Genomic DNA, 19,529 nt, shown 5'->3' on the forward strand with positions numbered 1-19,529 from the left:
AAGCATTTTGCCGTGCCCTGCCGACTGCGCGCGGGCACGGCCTGACTGAAAGTGAGGTGTCGTGGATTCTTTCAACCCGACAACCAAGACTCAGGCGGCGCTGACCGCTGCGTTGCAGGCCGCGAGTGCGGCCGGCAACCCGGAGATCAGGCCTGCCCATCTGCTGTTGGCGCTGCTCACGCAGGCCGACGGCATTGCTGCGCCGTTGCTCGAGGCTGTCGGTGTCGATCCAGCCACGATCCGCACCGAGGCGCAACGACTGGTCGACCGGCTGCCGACGAGCAGCGGCGCGACCTCGCAACCCCAGCTCTCCCGGGAGTCGCTGGCGGCGATCACCGCCGCCCAGCAGCTCGCAACAGAGATGGATGACGAATACGTCTCCACCGAGCATCTGATGGTCGGCCTGGCCACCGGTGACTCCGACACGGCCAAGCTGCTCTCCGGCCACGGCGCGTCGCCGCAGGCGCTGCGCGACGCGTTCGTAAAGGTCCGCGGCAGTGCCCGGGTGACCAGCGCGGACCCCGAGGCCAGCTATCAGGCGCTGGAGAAGTACTCCACCGATCTGACCGCCCGGGCCCGGGAAGGCGAACTCGACCCGGTTATCGGGCGCGACAACGAGATTCGTCGCGTCATCCAGGTGTTGAGCCGGCGCACCAAGAACAACCCCGTACTCATCGGTGAGCCCGGCGTCGGCAAGACCGCGATCGTCGAGGGTCTGGCCCAGCGGATCATCGCCGGCGACGTGCCGGAGAGCCTGCGTGACAAGACCGTGGTCTCACTGGATCTCGGGTCGATGGTCGCCGGTGCGAAGTACCGCGGCGAGTTCGAGGAGCGGCTCAAGGCCGTCCTCGACGACATCAAGAACTCGGCCGGGCAGATCATCACGTTCATCGACGAGTTGCACACCATCGTCGGCGCCGGTGCCACCGGCGAAGGTGCGATGGATGCCGGCAACATGATCAAGCCGATGCTGGCCCGCGGCGAGCTGCGGCTGGTCGGTGCGACAACCCTCGACGAGTACCGCAAGTACATCGAGAAGGACGCCGCCCTGGAGCGCCGGTTCCAGCAGGTGCTGGTCGGCGAACCGTCGGTCGAGGACACCGTCGGCATCCTGCGCGGCCTCAAGGACCGCTACGAGGTGCACCACGGCGTGCGGATCACCGATTCGGCGCTGGTCGCGGCGGCCACCCTGTCCGACCGCTACATCACGTCGCGCTTCCTGCCCGACAAGGCTATCGACCTGGTCGACGAGGCCGCGTCGCGGTTGCGCATGGAGATCGACTCGCGGCCGGTCGAGGTCGATGAGGTCGAGCGGATCGTCCGTCGCCTCGAGATCGAGGAGATGGCGCTGGCCAAAGAAACGGATGAAGCATCCGTCGACAGGCTGGACAAGCTGCGCGCCGAATTGGCCGATAAGAAAGAGCAATTGGCCGAGCTGACCACCCGTTGGCAGAACGAGAAGGGCGCGATCGACATCGTGCGCGACTACACCGAGCAGCTCGACAAGCTGCGCGGTGAGGCCGACCGTGCCGAGCGCGACGGCGACCTGGCCAAGGCCTCCGAACTGCGGTACGGCCGTATCCCCGAGCTCGAGAAGAAGCTCGACGCGGCGCTGCCGGTGGCCGAGGCCCGGGAGAACGTGATGCTCAAGGAGGAGGTCGGACCTGACGACATCGCCGACGTGGTGTCGGCGTGGACCGGCATCCCCGCCGGCCGGATGCTCGAAGGCGAGACCGCCAAGCTGCTTCGGATGGAATCCGAGCTGGGCAAGCGCGTCGTCGGGCAGACCAAGGCCGTGCAGGCCGTCTCTGATGCGGTGCGCCGCACCCGGGCCGGTGTCGCGGACCCGAACCGGCCGACCGGGTCGTTCATGTTCCTCGGGCCGACCGGTGTCGGTAAGACCGAGCTGGCAAAAGCCTTGGCGGAGTTCCTGTTCGACGACGAGCGGGCGATGATCCGCATCGACATGAGTGAGTACGGCGAAAAGCATTCCGTCGCAAGGCTTGTCGGTGCGCCTCCCGGGTACATCGGCTACGACCAGGGCGGTCAGCTGACCGAAGCGGTGCGCAGGCGGCCGTACTCGGTGGTGCTGTTCGACGAGGTCGAGAAGGCGCACCCCGACGTGTTTGATGTGCTGCTGGCCGTGCTCGACGAGGGCCGGCTGACCGACGGTCAAGGCCGCACGGTCGACTTCCGCAACACCATCCTGATCCTGACCAGCAATCTCGGCGCCGGTGGCACCGAGGAGCAGGTGATGGCGGCGGTGCGCTCGGCGTTCAAGCCCGAGTTCATCAACCGGCTCGACGACGTCATCGTCTTCGACAGCCTGCAGCCCGACGAATTGGTGTCGATCGTCGACATCCAGCTTGCTCAGCTGCAGAAGCGGTTGGCGCAGCGGCGGCTCATCCTCGAGGTGTCATTGCCTGCCAAGCAGTGGCTGGCCGAGCGTGGGTTCGACCCGATGTACGGCGCTCGTCCACTGCGGCGGCTCATTCAGCAGGCAATCGGTGACCAGTTGGCCAAGCTGCTGCTCGCCGGTGAAGTGCACGACGGTGACGTCGTGACGGTAGACGTGACTCCGGACGGCGAATCGCTGGTCCTGGGCTGAGTTTCGACGCAAGGGTCCCCGCACGATCGTGCGGGGACCTTTTGCGTCAGGCGTCGGGCAGACCCAGTGCGGCGAGCGCGCCGGCGATCGTCGCCTGCCGCAGCCGCTTTGGCGGGCTGTCGGGGAACTGCAGGCAACAGTCCTGCATCCCGCCGAACGCGATCACGCCGCGGGTCGACTGCTCGAGTGTCGGGCGTGACCCGAACACCAACTTGCACAGCCGTTTCTGCCACGCCAAGATCTTGTCGACCAAACCGAGATCGGCCAGCGTGGCCAGCTCGGTGACCGCCAGCACCAGATCCGCGCGGTGCCGGAAGAGGAAATCGAAGTAGCCCTCGAGCAGTTCGCGAGGGCCGGCGGGGTTGGTCGATGCCCGTTTCTCGAGTTCGACGATGAACAGTTCGCCTTCGTCGATGAGTGGGTGAAGAATGCTGCGCACCAACTCTTCCCGCGACGTGAAGTGGTAGTAGAGCGCAGGTTTGGTGATGCCAAGCCGATCGGCGATGTCCTGCAAGCTCGTGCGGTGCACACCCTTCTGGCCGAACAACTCGCGGGCGACGTCCTGAATCCGTTGTCGGGTACCTGACCTTGGCCTGCTCACGTAGCCACCCTAACTGACCGACCGTTAAGTAAACTGCCGGCCATGCGCATTCTTGTTTCGGGTGCCAGCATCGCCGGACCGGTGCTGGCCTACTGGCTGACCCGTCGCGGATTCGACGTGACGGTCGTCGAACGTGCTCCGGCACTGCGAAAGACGGGCGGCCACGCCGTCGATCTGTTCCGCCCGGCGATGAACATCTCCGAGGAGATGGGCGTGATCGAGCAGATCCAGGCCCGAGCAACCGGCACCACCCGGCTGATTCTGCAGCGCACCGGAGGACGGCGGCCGGTGGATGTCGACTACGTGAAGCTGGCCTCGGTGATGTCGGACCGGCACGTCGAGATCATGCGCGACGACCTCAGCCAGATCTACTACGACGCCGGCCGCGACCACATCGAGTACCTCTTCGATGACCAGATCACCGCGATCGCCGAGGACGGCACGGTGGACTTCGCGCGGACCGCCCCTCGCCGCTATGACGTCGTCGTCGGCGCCGACGGCCTGCATTCGGGCGTGCGGCAGCTGGTCTTCGGTCCCGACGCCGGTCAAAGCCGATTCCTCGGTGGCTATCTGGCCGTGTTGTCGGTGCCCAAAGAGCTTGCCCGCGATGGTGAATCGACGAACTTCCTGGACACCGGCCGGTGGGCGATGATCTACACCGCGGACCATCTCGACGACGCCCGCGCGGTGTTCCTCTTCCGCCCCGAGGCGCCGCTGGACTACCACCATCGTGACGAAGCCCGGCAGCGTCTGCTGCTGCGCTCGGCGTTCGCCGGCCTGAATGCGACCGTTGATCGCTGGCTGGCCGAACTCGACGCTCCGAGCACGTTCTACTTCGACTCGATCACGCAGCTGGAGCTGACCAGCTGGTCGCGCGGTCGCGTCACGCTCGTCGGCGATGCGGGCTACTGCCCGGGGCCTGCCGTCGGCGGCAGTACCAGCCTGGCGGTGCTGGGCGCCTACGTGCTGGCCGGTGAACTCGAACGGGCCGGCGGCGACCATGCCGCGGCATTCGCCGCCTACGAGCGGGTGATGGCCGACCCGGTGCGCCACAGCCGCGCGTTCGCCCGCACCGTGGCCAAGTCCCTGGTGCCGCAATCGGAGCTGGGGGTATGGGCACTGGTCACGGCCGGCCGCACACTCTCGGCGTTGCCGGGAGGATTGACCAGGGCAATCGCGCGGCTCAACAACAAGGGTGTCCGGTTGTACGACGCCATGGGCTACCCCGACTACCCGCTTGGCGCCTCTGCTATTGATTGATGGTGCCGACTACCGATCCCGTCATCACCGCCGTCCCCGGTAAGCCGAACCTCCTGATCGGGGCCTACGACCTGGCCACCGTCGGCTATCGCGCCGACGAGTTCTTCGTCGCGGGCACCGCCGCCTCCTACGTGCACGACCAATCCGCCGACTACACCACCCGCATCGTGGTCCTGCGCCCGCTCGACGAGGCCGCCTGGAACGGAACGGTGATCGTCGAATGGCTCAACGTCAGCGGCGGCATCGACGCGGCAGCCGTGTGGTTCATGGCCCACCGGGAGATCGCCCGGGCCGGGTACGCCTACGTCGTGGTCTCCGCCCAGCGCGTCGGGATCGAGGGCGGTCAAAGTCTTGTTGGCGATGCATCGCTGAAAAAGCTTGATCCGCAACGATATTCAGACTTGAATCATCCCGGCGACAGCTTCGCCTACGACATCTTCACCCAGGTCGGCCGGGCGGTGCGCAACGGCGTGATCGACGGTCTCGCACCGCAGTTCGTGCTGGCGGCGGGGGAGTCGCAGTCGGCCACCTTCCTGACCACCTACGTCAACGAGGTCGATTCCGACGCCGGTGTCTACGACGGTTTCCTGATCCACTCCCGGTTCGGGTCGGCGGCGCCGCTGGACGGGACGTCACTGCTCGACGAATCCGGTGCCTTCCACACCGTGCCGGTGCCGTTCCGCGCCGATCTGCGGGTTCCGGTGCTCACCGTGATCACCGAAACCGACCTGCTCGGCGCGCGGCTGCTCGGTTACGTCCACGCCCGCGTGCCGGACACCGACCACCTGCGGGTCTGGGAGATCCCCGGCTCGGCGCACGCCGACAACTACACGATCCGGGTCGGGTTCATCGACAACGGAGCGGTACCGCTGGACCAGATCGTCGCGGCCTACGCGCCGACCAACGACCTGATGGGTCAGCAACTGCCGCACTTCATCAACTTCGCTCCCCAGCACCACTACGTCCTGCAGGCCGCGATCGCCGGGCTGCACCACTGGGTGCGCACCGGGCGGCCCGCGCCGAGCGCGCCGCAGATCGACCTCACCGACACCGATCCGCCCGCGATCGCCGTCGACACCAGCGGCGTCGCGACCGGAGGCCTGCGAACCCCGTGGGTGGACGTCCCGACCGCACGGACCTCCGGCGCCAGCGCCGACGACAACGTGCTGCTCGCGATCTTCGGCTCGGGGGAGCCCTTCGACGCCGAGACGCTGGCCGGGCTGTATCCCGGTGGGCGGGCCGAGTACCTGGCGCGGTTCACCGCGGCGCTGGACGAGGCGATCGGCGGCGGCTACCTGCTGGCTGCGGACCGCTCGGAAATCCTCGACCTCGCGGCGGCGACGTTCCCGGCCGGGGACTAGCCGCTGCCCAGTTCGAATTCCCTGGTCTGCGCCCCGGCGTCGATGACCGCCTGGAGCAGTTGACGAGCGGCCGGCTGGGCCAGGGTTTCGCGAAACAGTTGGTCCTCGATGCGCAAACCGGTGACCCGATCGACGTCGGCGTCCAGCGCGGTGTCGACCGCCCGCTTGGCGGCGGCGATCGCCGCCGGCGCGTATCCCGCGATGCGGGCGGCCAGTCTGTCGACGAACCGGCGCAGCTGCTCCGGTGGCAACGCCCGGTCGATGTATCCCCAGGCTTCGGCCGTCGCGGCATCGACGTCCATCCCGCCAAGGATCGTTTCGAGGGCACGCCCACGGCCGATCAGCCGCGGCAGCCGCTGGGTGCCACCGCCGCCGGGGATGATGCCGACCGCCACCTCGGGATGGCCGAGAACGGTGGCGCCCAGCGCGGCGTAGCGCATGTCGAATGCCATCGCGAACTCGCAGCCGCCGCCGCGGCACACGCCCTCGATGACGGCGATCGTGGGCTTGGGCAGGGTCCGGACCAACTCCGTCGTCGCGTGGAAGAGCGACAGCTCGTCGTGAAGGCCGATGTCATCGGCCGGCAAGTCCAGGATCAGCGCCACATCGGCGTGCGCAATGAAGATCGCCGGGTCGGCGGAGTCGACCACCAGCACCCGGACCTGATCGTCTGCCGTGACCTCCCGCGCGAGGCGATCGATCTCGGTGAGCAGGGGCACATCGAGGAGGTTGATCGGCGGATTGTCGAGCGTGGCCCGGCAGATCCCGCGGTCGACGGTGATCCGGATCAGCTGGTAGTCGTCGTAAGCCATGGCGGCGAGGCTATGTGACGGGCTTGTGACCTGCTGGAGTTCTCGCTTCGGGCGGGTGAACAGATACGCTACGTGTAATGGTTCCGTTCTGGTTCACGCTGTCCGCGCTCTGCTTCGTGGGTGCGGCGGTGCTGTTGTACGTCGACATCGGCCGTCGACGTGGCTTGGGCCGCCGCCGTAAGTCCTGGGCGCGGTCGCACGGGTTCGACTTCGAACCCGAGTCCGGCGAGATCATCGACCGCTGGAAGCGCGGCGTGATGTCGACCGTCGGCGATGTCACCGCACGCAACGTGGTGCTCGGTCAGATCCGCGGCGAGGCGGTGTACATCTTCGACCTCGAGGACGTCGCCACCGTGATCGCGCTGCACCGCAAGGTCGGCACCAACGTCGTCATGGACCTGCGGCTCAAGGGCATCGCCGAGCCGCGCGAGGCCGACGTCTGGTTGCTGGGCGCCATCGGCCCGCGGATGGTCTACTCGACCAACCTCGACGCCGCCCGCCGGGCATGCGACCGCCGAATGGTCACCTTCGCCCACACCGCGCCGGACTGCGCCGAGATCATGTGGAACGAACAGAACTGGACGCTGGTGTCCATGCCGATCTCCTCGTCCCGTGCCCAGTGGGACGAGGGACTGCGCACCGTGCGGCAGTTCAACGATCTGCTGCGGGTGCTGCCCCCGACCGCCCAGCCGGCACTGCCCCAGTCCGCCGGGCGCCGCAATGCCTCCCCGGGGCGCCCGCTGGCGCCCGCCGGCCGCCGCGAGTTGCCGCCGGGACGGGCCGAGGTCCCGCCGCCGCTGCGTCCGCAGCAGCCGCGCAATTCCAGCCCGGCTGGCACACAGGCTCCCAACTACCAGCGCTGAGCCGGTAGGGTCTCGGCGTGTCCCGTCCCGTCGCGCTCGTCACCGGCCCCACCGCCGGTCTGGGGGCCGGCTATGCCCGCCGCTACGCGCGTGACGGCTACAACCTGGTCCTGGTCGCCCGCAACGTGGAGCGCCTCGACGACCTGGCCGCCGAACTGAGGGCCGCCAACGGCATCGACGTCGAGGTGTTACCTGCCGATCTGACCGAGGCCGCCGACCGGGCCACCGTGGCCGATCGGCTGACGGCCGGAGTGCAGGTGCTGGTCAACAACGCCGGATTCGGCACCGCCGGTGAGTTCTGGACCGCCGAGCCCGCCCAGTTACAGGCCCAGCTCGACGTCAACGTCACCGCGGTCATGCAGTTCACCCGCGCGGCCCTGCCGTCGATGATCGCGGCCGGTGCGGGCACGGTGATCAACATCGCCAGTGTCGCCGGGCTGCTGTCGGGGCGAGGGTCGACCTACTCGGCGTCGAAGGCCTGGGTCGTATCGTTCACCGACGGGCTGGCCAACGGTCTGGCAGGCAGCGGCGTCAGCATCCACGCGGTGTGCCCGGGATTCGTCCACACCGAATTCCACGAGCGCGCCGGCATCGACATGACGTCGATCCCGAACATCATGTGGCTCAACGTCGATGACGTGGTCGCCGAGAGCCTGGCCGATGTGGCCAAAGGAAAGATCATCAGCATTCCCGGCCTGCAGTACAAGCTGCTGACCACAGCCGGCCGGCTGGTTCCGCGCGGAGTGGTCCGCGCGGTCAACAACGGAATAGGACGAAGCCGTGGGCGCACCTGATCTCAATGCCACCGATCGTGCCGAACTCGCCGACCTGGTCCGCCGGCTGTCGGTGGTGTTCGGCCGCGTCACCCTGTCCTCCGGCAAGGAGGCCGACTATTACGTCGACCTGCGGCGGGCCACCCTGCACCACGAGGCCGCACCGCTGATCGGCCGGCTGGTACGCGAGCTCACCGCCGACTGGGACTACGCGGCCGTCGGCGGATTGACCATGGGTGCTGACCCGGTGGCTGGCGCGATCATGCACGCGCCTGGCCGCCCGATCGACGCCTTCGTTGTGCGCAAGGCGCTGAAAAGCCATGGGATGCAACGGCTCATCGAAGGTGCCGACGTGGCAGGCCAGCGGGTTCTGGTGGTCGAGGACACCAGCACGACCGGAGGTTCGGCGCTGACCGCCGTGCACGCGGTGCGGGAGGCGGGCGCGACGGTGGTGGGTGTCGTGACGGTGGTGGACCGGGCTACCGGGGCGGCCGAGGCTATCGAGGCCGAAGGCGTGCCCTACCGCAGCGTGCTGGGTCTGGCCGACCTCGGCCTGCCGGCGTCCTGACACCGAAGACAATGGCGCGCATACACGAGGAGCCCATCGAGGCTTCGGAATGGCAGTGGGACGACGTCGTCGACGTGATCTGCGTCGGTGCTGGTCCTGGCGCGCTGGCTCATGCCATCTGGTGCGCGGACCTCGACTTCGACGTCGAGTTCGCCGATGCGGAGTTGTCTTCTGAGCCTTCTGATCCCGACACCGCCGCCTACCTGCAATCGATGACCGACGATCTGGACCCGCCGGTGGATCGGGACGTGGAACTGGCCGTCGTTCACGCTCAACCGGTCGTCATCAGCACGGATCGTCGCGCCACGATCGAGCCGTTCTTCGGCTCGCGGCTGCGGGACTTCTCGGCGCGCTGCGTCGCATCGCCGTTCGGCGTCGTCTACAGCCAGATACCCGACGACATGACCGCGCTGCGCTCCGGTGGGGAGACGATCCGGGCGGCCGTGCTGGGTGACTATCGACCTGAAACTGACCGCCCCGGTTTGGAATTGGCTGAGTGGTTACGTGCGCAGGCCGATGAGCGGGGTCTTCTCGACTACCCCGGCACCGCGTTGCACCGGCTGGTCTTCGAGGAGGGGCGCGTTGCCGGCGCGGAGTTATCCACGTCGGACGGGATGCGACTGGTGCGCGCGACGATGGGCGTCGCGTTGACGATCGGGCCCGTGCCCGACGAAGCAGATTGGCCTGTGCAATCCGAATTGCCCAGCGGCACAGCGCAAGTTGCGGTTGTGAGCCGCACTGCCAGCCGGTTCGGCCTCGTCGAACTGCTGTACAGCTCCTGATTCAGCCCTTGTCGGATGCGGAAAAATCCACCGGGATAAACTTTTTGGCGAAGAGTTCGGCCATCGCCTCGCCGGGCACCGGCCGCGACAGCAGGAATCCTTGAGCGCGATGGCAGCCGTGCTGGAGCAGGGTCATTGCCGCAGTCGGTGACTCGACACCTTCGGCCACCAATTCGAGGTTGAACGCCTCGGCCAGAGCGATGATCGCGCGCACGATCGCCAGGTCCTCCGGGTTCGTGCCGAGATCGAATACAAAACCCTTGTCGATCTTGAGGGTATCCACCGGAAGCGATTTCAGATGTGTCAGCACGCTGTAGCCGGTGCCGAAGTCGTCGATCGCCACCTGTACCCCGACGTCCTTGAGACCGGCCAGCGTGATGCGGGTCGTCTCGATATCCTGCACCACAACGCTTTCGGTGATCTCCAAACACACCGATTTGGCGTCGAGGTTGAACTCGGCGATCGTGTCGGCCACCGACTCGACGAAGCCGTCGGTGACCAGCTGCACCGGAGAGACGTTGATCCGGATAATCGCGTTCTTGGCGATGCCGCGGGCATGCCAGCCGCTGAATTCCGAGCAGGCGGCGCGCATCACCCAGCGTCCCAATTCGCCTGCCAGATTGATCGATTCGGCGACGTTGATGAACGAGTCCGGCAGCAGCAGGCCGCGAGTCGGATGCTGCCAGCGCACCAACGCCTCGGTCGCCAGGATCTCCCCGGTGCGCATGTCGACTTCGGGCAGGTAGTGCAAAATCAGCGTCCCGGCGTCGATCACGCTCTGCAGGTGCAGCTCGATGTCGTTGCGAAACTCGCTCTTCAGTGACATCTCGTCGGTGAACACCGCGATCTTGTTGCCGCCGGCATTCTTCGCGTTCAGCACCGCCTGGTCGGCGCGCCGCAGCAAGTCAGATGTCGTGTCCCGACCCGGAACGCCCAGTGCGACACCGGCACTGACGGTACGGGTGAGCGTCTCACCGCCGATCGTCACCCGGTCGCGTAGCACCGCCTGCAACCGATGAGCCAGCGCCAGGGCGGCGTCCGCGTCCATTGGCCCGGCAGGGACGACCACGAACTCGTCGCCACCGAGGCGAGCGATCACATCGCCTTCGCCGGTCTCCTCGCTCAGCCGTTCGGCGAACGCCTGGATGAACCAGTCACCGGCGTGGTGACCCAGGTAGTCGTTGATCGCCTTGAGCCGGTCGAGGTCGAGGAACAGCGCCGAGACCGGCCCTGCCTGACCAGCCCGCAGCCGGTCGTCGAGGTGGGCCAGCAGTGCCCGACGGTTGTGCAATCCGGTTAGGTCGTCATGCTCGGCGAGATAACGCAGCTGGTCCTCGGCGACAACGCGTGCCTGCACCTGGGCGAACAACGAGGCGATCGCCTTGAGCGCGTTCAGTTCTTCGGGTGACCAGTCCTTGATGCCGAACTTGATGAATCCCAGGCAGCCGGTCGTCGTGTCGCCGGATATCAGCGGAACCGATGCCATCGAGGTCAGGGCCATGCCGGTGCCCTCCTCGACCAGCCGCTGGTAGTCGTCTTCAGGTATTGGGTCGGGCCTGAAGAACACCGGCTCCTTGGCGGTCTCGGCGGTAGCAAAGACCGGGTCGGCATCAGCGAAGTAGACGATCCCCAGCGGATCGGGATCGGGGATCACGGGCCGCACAGGCCATTCGGCGATCAGCTTGGTCGCCCGGATCGTGTGATCGTTGTAACGCAAGAAACTGACGTCGACACCGAAGGATGTCACGAGTTGTCCGAGGACCTCTTGACTGACTTTCGCCGAGGTCGCGGCGTCGGCAGCCATCAGTTGAGTGGCGACAAGTGTGACGAGATTCTCCAGGCTGTCAGCAGTCCCGGTCTCGGAATGTGTGGTCATCGTGCCATCTCGTGATTAGTGGAGCTTAAGAGATGGTATCGGTTTGAGCTGTGCAGGTTAGCTTCCACTCCCGTACTGCATGCCGAAGCCGCTGAACTCGTCGGAGATGGTTGCCAGCATGCGCATCTCCTTGACGATTTTGGCTAGCTGCCGAGGCTCGGCGTGGTTAGCGAAGGTGCGCCTATCCCACCACATCATCTTGGTGCGGTAGCGCTCACTGGGATAGGCGGCGGCCGGAATCTTGGTGGCGACCACACCGCCCGAGGTGCTCCACCTGTCGAGCACGTGCGCGGCGGCGGTAGCCAGGATGAACTGGGCGCCCAACAGCTCCATGGTCGGGAACGCGGTGCGGGCAAAGGTGCGGGTCAGCTCGCCGCTGCGGGCAGGGTCGTCACTCACCCAGGCCGACTTCATCTCCACCACGCCAAACGGCAGGCGGTCGGTGATCATCTTGCGGACCATGTCCTGGCCGGGCTGGCCTGCCCATTCGACGATCGCGTGCGACTCGTCGGCGCCGAAGTAGGGGCCCTTGGCCCGAAGGCCGCCCAGCATCCGGCCGTCGTCGTCGACGGCGGTGTAGAACAGAGTCGTGTCGCGCCCGTCGGCGAACGAGCCGAGGTCCAGCGCCCCTTCGACTCCGTGTTTTTCGTAGCTACGCAAGGCACCCTGCAGGTAGTCATCCCATAGCTCAGGTTCGCTGTCGGGTTGAGCGCACGTAATGGTGCAGCCCGTATCGGTGTCGCGCCAGCTAATCGTCTCGGGCAGGTGGTAGAGCTTCTGAGCAGGAAAGTCCAGGACTGACGCGTTCATCGTTTCCCATCTTTCGGGCGGCCTGCGGATAGGGTTTCCGCAGCAGATGCCGAGGGTGCGCGGGTGCTATTTATTCGAACTTGCAAATATCAGTATCTCGCCGAAAGGCGCAAAGACTCCAGCCGTTAGCTGGAAAAGCCCTGGTTACCGGGGGGTAGCCGCCGCGATCGGCGGCGAGGGCCGATTGAAAAGACCGGCTCCGTGAACACCTGTGCGCACAACATTCCAGGTCAAGGGCGGCATCGCTGTCGACTGAACGAAGGCCCCTACACTCGTCATCGTCGGAGACCGAATTGTTATTACCGATGCGTTGAATGCCGGATGGTACGTCCGGCGTGTGAACTAGGCGTCAGAAAGGCCGTTGGGTGACCTGTATCGCATCGGCGTGGCGGTCCCTTCACGGCGGCGTGCCAGAACGAAAATTCGCTCGCCGGACGGCGGTGGTGCCGGCCGCAGTTAGCGTCATCTGCGCCGGCGGGTGCTCAGAATCGCCCAGCAAATCCAGTTATGGAGCTGCTCACGCTCGCATCGGGGAGTCGTTGGCCCTGCTGGGCAGGAACGTGTCGGTTGCTGATTTTCGATGGAGAGGTGATTTCGTCGTCGTCGACACCGATGCTGCGCCCACTGCTGTGCCTGATGTCGCCGGCCCGGCTGCTCCAGCTGTGGCACCCCACGCCAAGCCCGAAGACATCCGATTCGGCCTTTCCGGTCGGCGCGCTGCCGACGGTGTTCACCGGCAATGGGTACATGCGGCTTGGATGGTCTGGGTGACCCGTGACTGACGCCGGTCCCACCGAGTGGAGCACCGGCGCGCCCGGCGTCGGGCCCTGGGTCGGCGAGCTACCCGACGACCCGCGCTACGACCCAGAACTGTTGCGCCAGGGCGATACTCGTAATGTCGTCGACGCCTACCGTTACTGGACGCGGGAGGCGATCATCGCCGACATCGACCACCGCAGGCACGGGCTGCACATCGCGATCGAGAACTTCGGCAACGACGCCAACATCGGCGCGGTGGTCCGCACGGCCAACGCCTTCGCCGTCGACACTGTGCACATCGTCGGGCGCCGGCGCTGGAACCGGCGCGGCGCCATGGTCACCGACCGCTATCAACGGCTGAGCCACCACGACAGCACCGCCGAGTTGCTGACCTTCGCGGCAGGCGCCGGACTGACCGTCGTTGCCGTCGACAACATCCCGGGGGCCGTGCCGGTGGAAACCACCACATTGCCGCGTGAGTGCCTGATGGTGTTCGGTCAGGAGGGGCCCGGCATCTCCGAGGCGGCTCAGGCCGGCGCCGCGATCACGGTGTCGATCGCGCAATTCGGCTCGACCCGCAGCATCAATGCCGCCGTCGCCGCGGGCATTGCCATGCACGCCTGGATCAAGCAATGGGCCGATTTCTCTGAGGCTTGGTAGGGCAGGATTGGCCGCATGGACCAGCTGTGGGCGAACCGCGCCGCCAGCGCCGAGGCCGCGATCGCGAAGCGCCATCTGCGCGCGCTCTGGAAACTGCCGGGAACACAGCTCGGCGTCGTCAGCTGGCCGCCCGCGCGCCGTGACCGGTGGTTCGGAACGTGGCACTACTGGTGGCAGGCGCACCTGCTGGACTGTCTGATCGACGCGCAGCTGCGCGACCCGCAGGCCGACCGGCTGGGCATGATCACGCGGCAGATCCGCGGCCATCGGCTGCGCAACAACGGCCGCTGGACCAACAGCTATTACGACGACATGGCCTGGCTGGCATTGGCCTTGGAGCGTGCTGAGCGGCTGGCTGGCGTCGATCGCCCGCGCGCCCTGGCGACGCTCGGCGAACAGTTCGTCAAGTCGTGGGTGCCCGAGGACGGTGGCGGAATTCCTTGGCGCAAACAGGATCAGTTCTTCAACGCGCCGGCCAACGGTCCGGCCGGGATCTTCCTGGCCCGCCATGGCGACCGGCTGCGACGAGCCCAGCAGATGGCCGACTGGATCGACGAAACGTTGATCGACCCCGAAACCCATCTGGTGTTCGACGGCATCATGGCCGGTTCGGTGGTGCGTGCGCAGTACACCTACTGCCAGGGCGTCGTGCTGGGATTGGAGACCGAGCTGGCGGTGCGCACTCGCGACGATCGGCACCCGGCGCGGGTGCGGCGGCTCATCGCGGCGATCGGCGAGCACATGGCACCCGGCGGGATTCTGAAGGGGGCGGGCGGCGGCGACGGCGGGCTGTTCTCCGGGATCACCGCCCGGTATCTGGCGCTCGCGGCGACTGACCTCCCCGCCGGGGACGCCGAGTCCGCCGAGAATACTTCCGCCAGAGACACCGCCCGCACGATCGTGCTCACCTCGGCCGAGGCCGCCTGGGACAATCGCCAAAGCGTGGACGGTCTGCCGTTGTTCGCACACTCCTGGGACAGCACCGCCGAGGTCCCGGCCGCCGCCGGCGGGCAGGCGCAGTTCGTCGAGGGCGCGGTCAACTCGTCGCAGACACCCGAGCGTGATCTCTCGGTGCAGCTGTCGGGTTGGATGTTGATGGAGGCTGCACATACGGTGACAGCGTGAGAGGCAGCCGGCTGGGTCGCGACCCGACAGCGAAGCGTTTCGGCGAGAACGCCGCCGCAGCACTACTGCTGACATTCACCCTGGTGGCCATCCTGTGGGCGAATTCGCCATGGGCGCACACCTATTCCGAGTTCTGGGCAACGCACGTCGGGTTGAGCTTCGGCGATGTCCATGGCGCGCTGACGGTCAAGGCGATCGTCAACGACGCGCTGATGGCGTTCTTCTTCTTCATCGTGGGCCTGGAAGTCAAGGCGCAGTTCACCATCGGCGAACTGACGGAGCGCTCGCGCGCTTTGGTCCCGGTGGTGGCCGCGATCGCCGGGCTGACCGTGCCCGCGCTGATCTTCCTGCTGTTCAACCCATCCGGCGACGACGCCAGCGCGTGGGGGGTGGTCATCTCGACCGACACCGCGTTCCTGGTCGGCGCGTTGGCGATCATCGCACCCAAGTACCCCGCCCGGTTGCGGACCTTCCTGCTGACGTTGGCTGTGGTCGACGACGTCGGAGCCCTGGCCGCCATCGCCCTTTTCTATTCGGAGCACATCCGGATCGTGCCGCTGCTGATCGCGGTCCTGCTGCTGGTCGCCCTGGTCGGCGTGCGCTACCTGCCTGAGGCCATGCGCGGTGTGACGTATTCCGTTCTGGCCGTGGCCTTGTGGTTGGCCCTGTTCAACGGTGGTGTGCACCCGACGCTCGCCGGCGTGGCGGTGGCACTGGTGATCCCGGTGTTCACCCCGGAGCGCCAGCGGGTGGAGGCGGCAGTCGATGTGATCCAGGCGTTCCGCCAGTCGCCGAACTCGGAGTACGCCCGTGCGGCCACCCGCAGCCTGCGGGACTCGATCTCGATCAACGAGCGACTGGTTACCGGGTTCGGGCCATATGTGTCCTTCGGGGTGCTACCGCTGTTCGCGTTGGCCAATGCCGGTGTGCGGCTGGACGCCGACACCGTGATGGCCGCCATGCGTTCACCGCTGACCTGGGGTGTGGTCGCCGGTCTCGTGGTCGGCAAGCTGATCGGCATCACCGGGGCCACCTGGCTTGTGCAGCGCACCGGACTCGGCCGGCTCTCCCCGGGGCTCACGTTGCGGCGGGTCGCCGGCGGCGCGGCACTGTCCGGTATCGGATTCACCATCTCGCTGTTCATCATCGATCTGGCGGTCGCCGATCCGCACTCAGCCGATATGGCCCGCGTCGGCGTCCTGGCGGCGTCGGTCATCGCATTCACGTTGGGGTGGGCGGTCTTCCGGCTCACTGACCGGTTCAGCCCGCCGGTCGCGGTCGGGCACAAGCTGGTCCGCGACATCGAGCCGGACCGCGATCACATACGCGGGCCGGTCGACGCGCCGCTGACCCTGGTCGAATACGGCGACTACGAGTGCCCGTTCTGCAGCCGCGCGACCGGCGGGATCGACGAAGTCCGTGCCCACTTCGGTGACCAATTGCGCTACGTGTGGCGGCATCTGCCCCTGGAACGGGTGCACCCGAGAGCCATGGACGCCGCCCGGGCCAGCGAAGCGGCTGCCCTGCAGGGCAAGTTCTTCGAGATGGGGACGATGATGTTCGAGTTCCAGGACTACCTGGAATGGCAGCACATCTACCGCTACGCCGACCAGGTGGGCTGTGACATCACCCGGTTCGACGACGACCTGCACTCACCGCGAGTGCTGCACCGGGTCGACGACGACGCGCAGGACGCCGAGCTGATGGACCTCAACGCGACACCGACGTTCTTCGTCAACGGCATTCGTCATCGCGGGCCGTGGGATTCGGCGAGTCTGATCCGTGCCCTGGAGGCCACCCGGCCGACCGATGTCGCAGAGGCCACCCGGCCTTCGGATTAGGGTGCGCGACGCCCGGCGATCATCATGATCGGTGAACCGGGTATCCGGCTGACATTGATGTCGACCAGATCGGGTCGATCGGCAAGCGCCCGCCCGTCATCGAGGTCGATCGCACGCCCTGCGATCCAGGTCCGGAAGATGGCAAGGTTGAACCGGTCCAGGAATCGCGGTGCCTTGTAAAAGGTGATGAACCGTTCCGCGTCTTCGAAGGTGGCGCTGCGATCCGCCTCGGTGACGAACAGCGGACCACCCCGTTTGAGCACGCGGATGCATTCGCCGATGCCGCCGCTCTGCGATGTCCAGTGCTTGATAGAGCCGTAGCTCAGCACGCCGTCGAAGGTCTCGTCGGGGAAGTTCAGATTGGTGGCGTCGCCGATCTGGAAGGTAACGCGATCGGAGTACGCGGCCATTCGCTTGGTGACGCGGTCGATCTGGGGCTGCGAGAGATCGATACCGACGATGCGAAGATCGGGGCGCTGATCGGCGAGGTATTTGGTGAAGAGGCCACCGCCACAGCCCACATCCAGGACGTAGCCGCCTTGGGGGACCTGTGGCAGGAAGTGGTCGTCGACGGCGTGGCGTGATTCAAAGACCGCTGGGGCGACGACGGTCTCGTACATCCAGGCGTGCGCGCCCGTGTAGGTAGTGGTGATCTTGTCGAACGGCGCAACAACCATGGACTACTCCTCTGTTCGCATCCGAGTGGGCTGATGGTACCAACCAGGTGTGCTAGCTGAGCGGGCGTCTTCTACTGCGCGTGGAGGCCGGACCGGCGTGGGCAAGCCGCAGCACCAGGACCAGTGATTCATCGGAACTCATGCCGGCCAGCTGGGTGAACCGTGACTGAAGATCGGTGAGCTCCGGCGTGAAAAATGGTGACATTTCCGAGAGTTCGTGGCGGTGGACGGCGTGCAGGAACACCGGCGAGATGGGGTGCACCGCTAATCCGTGTTGCTGGGCGACGATCCAGATCGCCTCTGCGGCCGAGCCGCAGTGGGCATAGTCGAGGAGTTGATCTCCGCTCGTCGTGATCACGGCGAGCGCGGAAGTCGCCTGAACACGGTCAGCGACGTCGTCGCCGAGTGCGTCGCCCGCGTCCCACTGCGCGAGGAGCGACATCACATCGGGGCGTCGCAAGATCTCCATGACCGCGAAGTCACCCGGGTCGAGTTCCAAACCACGGACGTCGATGCCGCTGTCCGTGGGCTGGTCGCCGGGCCAGCGCATCTCGGAGATCATCTCCCGGTGCAGGCGGGGAGTCAGGAAACGAAGCCGGTCGGTGGTGGCGAGAATCTTTGCCGCGCTGGCGATGTCGTCGCGATCGGTGATGAGGTGAAGCCCAGCGCCCTCCCGGGCTGCCCAAGTGTGTAGCGAGTCAATGGTATTGGCGGTGATGGGTGAAGGAGTGCCCTGATGGCGATTGGTTTCTCGCCGCAGCATGGGCTCATACAACTCGGCGAAGTCGGGGTCGGCATCGCTGCCCAGACGCAACGTCACCTCCAGCAGCGCAGGTCCGTCCGCTGCCCACTCGACCGGACCCAACACGCCCGACTTGGCCGCAGCGACCCGTGCGTTGAAGGCGGCCGCACCGACGGCCACCGCACTGCCCCGGAACGCGACGTCCATCATCGAGGTGTACTGCGGCGCAAGCCGAATGCGCACTGCCTCCGCACTGGTTTCGATGTCCCAGGGTTGAGCATTACCCCCTGACGGGGCGCGGACCGCGGCGAGGGCGATCGCGGTCACCGGGTCATTCGGCTCCTCGACGCTCGGTGGCGCATCGGTGTCCACCGGTCGCTCATCGCCGAGCGCAGGCTCACTGATGTCGTCGAGCGCCTGGCCGATGTCGATGCGGACTTGGCCGGACTCCAGTGCTTCACCCAGTCCGATGCGCCGGACGGCCTCGGCGACGATGGTGGCACCGAGAGTGACTTCGCCGGCCAGCTGAGGCCAGGTGGACAGGGTATGGCCGACCTCGACCAGTGATGCGGTCAACCGGGCGGACGAGCGGCTGGCGTCGAGATGGCGCAGCATGTAGGGAATTCGGTCCTGCTGCGACAATGCGGATAGTTGCGCAGAGTCCACTCCGCCGAGCACCCCGTGCATGACTGGACGCTGCGGCTCCAGGTCGAAGCGTTCCACGTCGATCAGCCCGCGGTCGCTGGTGGCCATGACCACCGGCAGTCGTCGTTCCCGGGCCGCCTCGCGGATCCGGACCTTCATGTCCAGCGAATCGCATTCCTCGACAACGATATCGAGGTCGCCGAGGAAGTCGTCGAGGGAATCGGCCTGCACGCCCGAGGTCATCACTTCGACGTGCAGATACGGATCGAGCTCGGCGATACGTCGCGCTGTCACGACCGCTTTATTGATCCCGATGTCGAGGATTGTCGCCGGAACCCGGTTGAGGTTGGATAGCTCCAGGTGATCGAAATCGGCGAGTCGCAGTGCGCCGCAGAGTCCTTCCGCGGCAAGGGTGTGTGCGATGACGTGGCCGACGCTGAGTCCGGCGATCCCGATTCTGATGCCCGAGAGCCGGCGCTGTTCTTCGGTGGTGATGAGGTTTCGGTTGCGGTCGGTGCGGACCGCGCGAAATCCATTGGGCCCGAGTATGGCAACGATGACACGTCGCCACGGGTAATGGGCCCACCTGGTCGGTTCGTCGAGCAATTCGGCACCGGGGGCGGGGTGCAGCCCCCGCAGATTGTCGAGAAGTGCGGCGCGGTGGTCGATGAACTCGACGGCCGGGTCATTGCGGAGCCGATCCAGTTCGGGATCCCCGTCGTTGAGGATGTGGGCGGCAAAGCTCGCTGTTTCGTCAACGGCCATC

17 protein-coding genes are annotated in these 19,529 nt (G+C 66.5%); 11 read left to right on the plus strand and 6 right to left on the minus strand.

Annotation, left to right across the window (positions count from 1 at the left end; all coding sequences use genetic code 11):
• The first annotated feature begins 61 nt into the window (after window positions 1-61).
• The gene (clpB, locus tag SLQ31_RS25855; RefSeq protein ID WP_319437000.1) at window positions 62-2,608 is read left to right on the plus strand and encodes an ATP-dependent chaperone ClpB; all 2,547 of its coding nucleotides are present in this window, start codon (window positions 62-64) and stop codon (window positions 2,606-2,608) included.
• A 46-nt stretch (window positions 2,609-2,654) separates the two neighbouring features.
• Here the strand turns inward: clpB and SLQ31_RS25860 are convergent, their stop codons facing one another.
• A complete protein-coding gene (locus tag SLQ31_RS25860) occupies window positions 2,655-3,209 on the minus strand; it encodes a TetR/AcrR family transcriptional regulator (RefSeq protein ID WP_319437001.1) in 555 nt (184 codons plus the stop codon).
• A 42-nt stretch (window positions 3,210-3,251) separates the two neighbouring features.
• Between SLQ31_RS25860 and SLQ31_RS25865 the strand changes: the two genes are divergently transcribed.
• Both SLQ31_RS25865 and SLQ31_RS25870 read left to right on the plus strand, forming a co-directional pair.
• Window positions 3,252-4,469 carry an FAD-dependent monooxygenase gene (locus tag SLQ31_RS25865; RefSeq protein WP_319437002.1) on the plus strand — a complete coding sequence of 406 codons (1,218 nt, stop codon included), beginning with the start codon at window positions 3,252-3,254 and terminating at the stop codon, window positions 4,467-4,469.
• 2 nt (window positions 4,470-4,471) lie between these two features.
• Window positions 4,472-5,830, plus strand: coding sequence for an alpha/beta hydrolase domain-containing protein (locus SLQ31_RS25870; protein WP_413643125.1), 1,359 nt, complete (start codon window positions 4,472-4,474; stop codon window positions 5,828-5,830).
• On the opposite strand, the gene SLQ31_RS25875 is transcribed toward SLQ31_RS25870, so the two are convergent.
• A complete protein-coding gene (locus SLQ31_RS25875) occupies window positions 5,827-6,642 on the minus strand; it encodes an enoyl-CoA hydratase/isomerase family protein (protein ID WP_319437004.1) in 816 nt (271 codons plus the stop codon). The two genes, SLQ31_RS25870 and SLQ31_RS25875, sit on opposite strands and share 4 nt — an antisense overlap.
• Before the next feature lie 77 nt (window positions 6,643-6,719).
• Between SLQ31_RS25875 and ttfA the strand changes: the two genes are divergently transcribed.
• From ttfA to SLQ31_RS25895, 4 genes are read left to right on the plus strand one after another with little or no spacing between them, the layout of a single operon-like run.
• Window positions 6,720-7,505: a trehalose monomycolate transport factor TtfA gene (gene ttfA / locus SLQ31_RS25880; RefSeq protein WP_319437005.1), complete on the plus strand. Its 786-nt coding sequence runs from the start codon at window positions 6,720-6,722 to the stop codon at window positions 7,503-7,505.
• Window positions 7,506-7,522: 17 nt separating this feature from the next.
• Complete coding sequence (locus SLQ31_RS25885; RefSeq protein ID WP_319437006.1) at window positions 7,523-8,299, plus strand: SDR family oxidoreductase; 777 nt, start codon at window positions 7,523-7,525, stop codon at window positions 8,297-8,299.
• Window positions 8,286-8,846, plus strand: coding sequence for an orotate phosphoribosyltransferase (pyrE, locus tag SLQ31_RS25890; protein ID WP_319437007.1), 561 nt, complete (start codon window positions 8,286-8,288; stop codon window positions 8,844-8,846). Before SLQ31_RS25885 ends, pyrE begins: the two co-directional genes overlap by 14 nt.
• A gap of 11 nt (window positions 8,847-8,857) precedes the next feature.
• Complete coding sequence (locus tag SLQ31_RS25895) at window positions 8,858-9,628, plus strand: hypothetical protein (RefSeq protein ID WP_319437008.1); 771 nt, start codon at window positions 8,858-8,860, stop codon at window positions 9,626-9,628.
• A 1-nt stretch (window position 9,629) separates the two neighbouring features.
• Here the strand turns inward: SLQ31_RS25895 and SLQ31_RS25900 are convergent, their stop codons facing one another.
• The gene (locus SLQ31_RS25900) at window positions 9,630-11,504 is read right to left on the minus strand and encodes a putative bifunctional diguanylate cyclase/phosphodiesterase (RefSeq protein WP_319437009.1); all 1,875 of its coding nucleotides are present in this window, start codon (window positions 11,502-11,504) and stop codon (window positions 9,630-9,632) included.
• A gap of 57 nt (window positions 11,505-11,561) precedes the next feature.
• Entirely contained in the window at window positions 11,562-12,314 is a 753-nt protein-coding gene (locus SLQ31_RS25905; RefSeq protein ID WP_319437010.1) for a hypothetical protein, read from the minus strand.
• A gap of 567 nt (window positions 12,315-12,881) precedes the next feature.
• Between SLQ31_RS25905 and SLQ31_RS25910 the strand changes: the two genes are divergently transcribed.
• Genes SLQ31_RS25910 through nhaA form a run of 4 tightly spaced genes read left to right on the plus strand, consistent with a single transcriptional unit; the run spans window position 12,882 to window position 16,699 of the window.
• Window positions 12,882-13,085: a hypothetical protein gene (locus SLQ31_RS25910; RefSeq protein WP_319437011.1), complete on the plus strand. Its 204-nt coding sequence runs from the start codon at window positions 12,882-12,884 to the stop codon at window positions 13,083-13,085.
• A 3-nt stretch (window positions 13,086-13,088) separates the two neighbouring features.
• Window positions 13,089-13,733, plus strand: coding sequence for an RNA methyltransferase (locus SLQ31_RS25915; RefSeq protein WP_319437012.1), 645 nt, complete (start codon window positions 13,089-13,091; stop codon window positions 13,731-13,733).
• 15 nt (window positions 13,734-13,748) lie between these two features.
• Window positions 13,749-14,858, plus strand: a complete 1,110-nt coding sequence (locus tag SLQ31_RS25920) for a glycoside hydrolase family 76 protein (RefSeq protein WP_319437013.1) — start codon at window positions 13,749-13,751, stop codon at window positions 14,856-14,858.
• On the plus strand, window positions 14,855-16,699 hold the full coding sequence (nhaA, locus tag SLQ31_RS25925; protein WP_319437014.1) for a Na+/H+ antiporter NhaA: 1,845 nt from the start codon (window positions 14,855-14,857) through the stop codon (window positions 16,697-16,699). The genes SLQ31_RS25920 and nhaA overlap by 4 nt, the downstream gene beginning before the upstream one ends.
• On the opposite strand, the gene SLQ31_RS25930 is transcribed toward nhaA, so the two are convergent.
• Together SLQ31_RS25930 and SLQ31_RS25935 are read right to left on the minus strand one after the other, a co-directional pair.
• Window positions 16,696-17,376, minus strand: a complete 681-nt coding sequence (locus SLQ31_RS25930) for a class I SAM-dependent methyltransferase (protein ID WP_319437015.1) — start codon at window positions 17,374-17,376, stop codon at window positions 16,696-16,698. The two genes, nhaA and SLQ31_RS25930, sit on opposite strands and share 4 nt — an antisense overlap.
• Before the next feature lie 52 nt (window positions 17,377-17,428).
• On the minus strand, window positions 17,429-19,528 hold the full coding sequence (locus SLQ31_RS25935) for an Rv1355c family protein (RefSeq protein ID WP_319437016.1): 2,100 nt from the start codon (window positions 19,526-19,528) through the stop codon (window positions 17,429-17,431).
• Window position 19,529 lies beyond the last annotated feature (1 nt).

Source organism: Mycobacterium sp. RTGN5 (genome assembly GCF_033804465.1).
Taxonomy (GTDB): Bacteria; Actinomycetota; Actinomycetes; order Mycobacteriales; family Mycobacteriaceae; genus Mycobacterium.

Coding starts and splice junctions, on each gene's coding strand:
- SLQ31_RS25895 (WP_319437008.1), top strand. CDS start 8,858: ATGGCGCGCATACACGAGGAGCCCATCGAGGCTTCGGAATGGCAGTGG.
- ttfA (WP_319437005.1), top strand. CDS start 6,720: ATGGTTCCGTTCTGGTTCACGCTGTCCGCGCTCTGCTTCGTGGGTGCG.
- SLQ31_RS25905 (WP_319437010.1), bottom strand. CDS start 12,314: ATGAACGCGTCAGTCCTGGACTTTCCTGCTCAGAAGCTCTACCACCTG.
- SLQ31_RS25900 (WP_319437009.1), bottom strand. CDS start 11,504: ATGACCACACATTCCGAGACCGGGACTGCTGACAGCCTGGAGAATCTC.
- SLQ31_RS25875 (WP_319437004.1), bottom strand. CDS start 6,642: ATGGCTTACGACGACTACCAGCTGATCCGGATCACCGTCGACCGCGGG.
- SLQ31_RS25920 (WP_319437013.1), top strand. CDS start 13,749: ATGGACCAGCTGTGGGCGAACCGCGCCGCCAGCGCCGAGGCCGCGATC.
- SLQ31_RS25930 (WP_319437015.1), bottom strand. CDS start 17,376: ATGGTTGTTGCGCCGTTCGACAAGATCACCACTACCTACACGGGCGCG.
- SLQ31_RS25865 (WP_319437002.1), top strand. CDS start 3,252: ATGCGCATTCTTGTTTCGGGTGCCAGCATCGCCGGACCGGTGCTGGCC.
- SLQ31_RS25935 (WP_319437016.1), bottom strand. CDS start 19,528: ATGGCCGTTGACGAAACAGCGAGCTTTGCCGCCCACATCCTCAACGAC.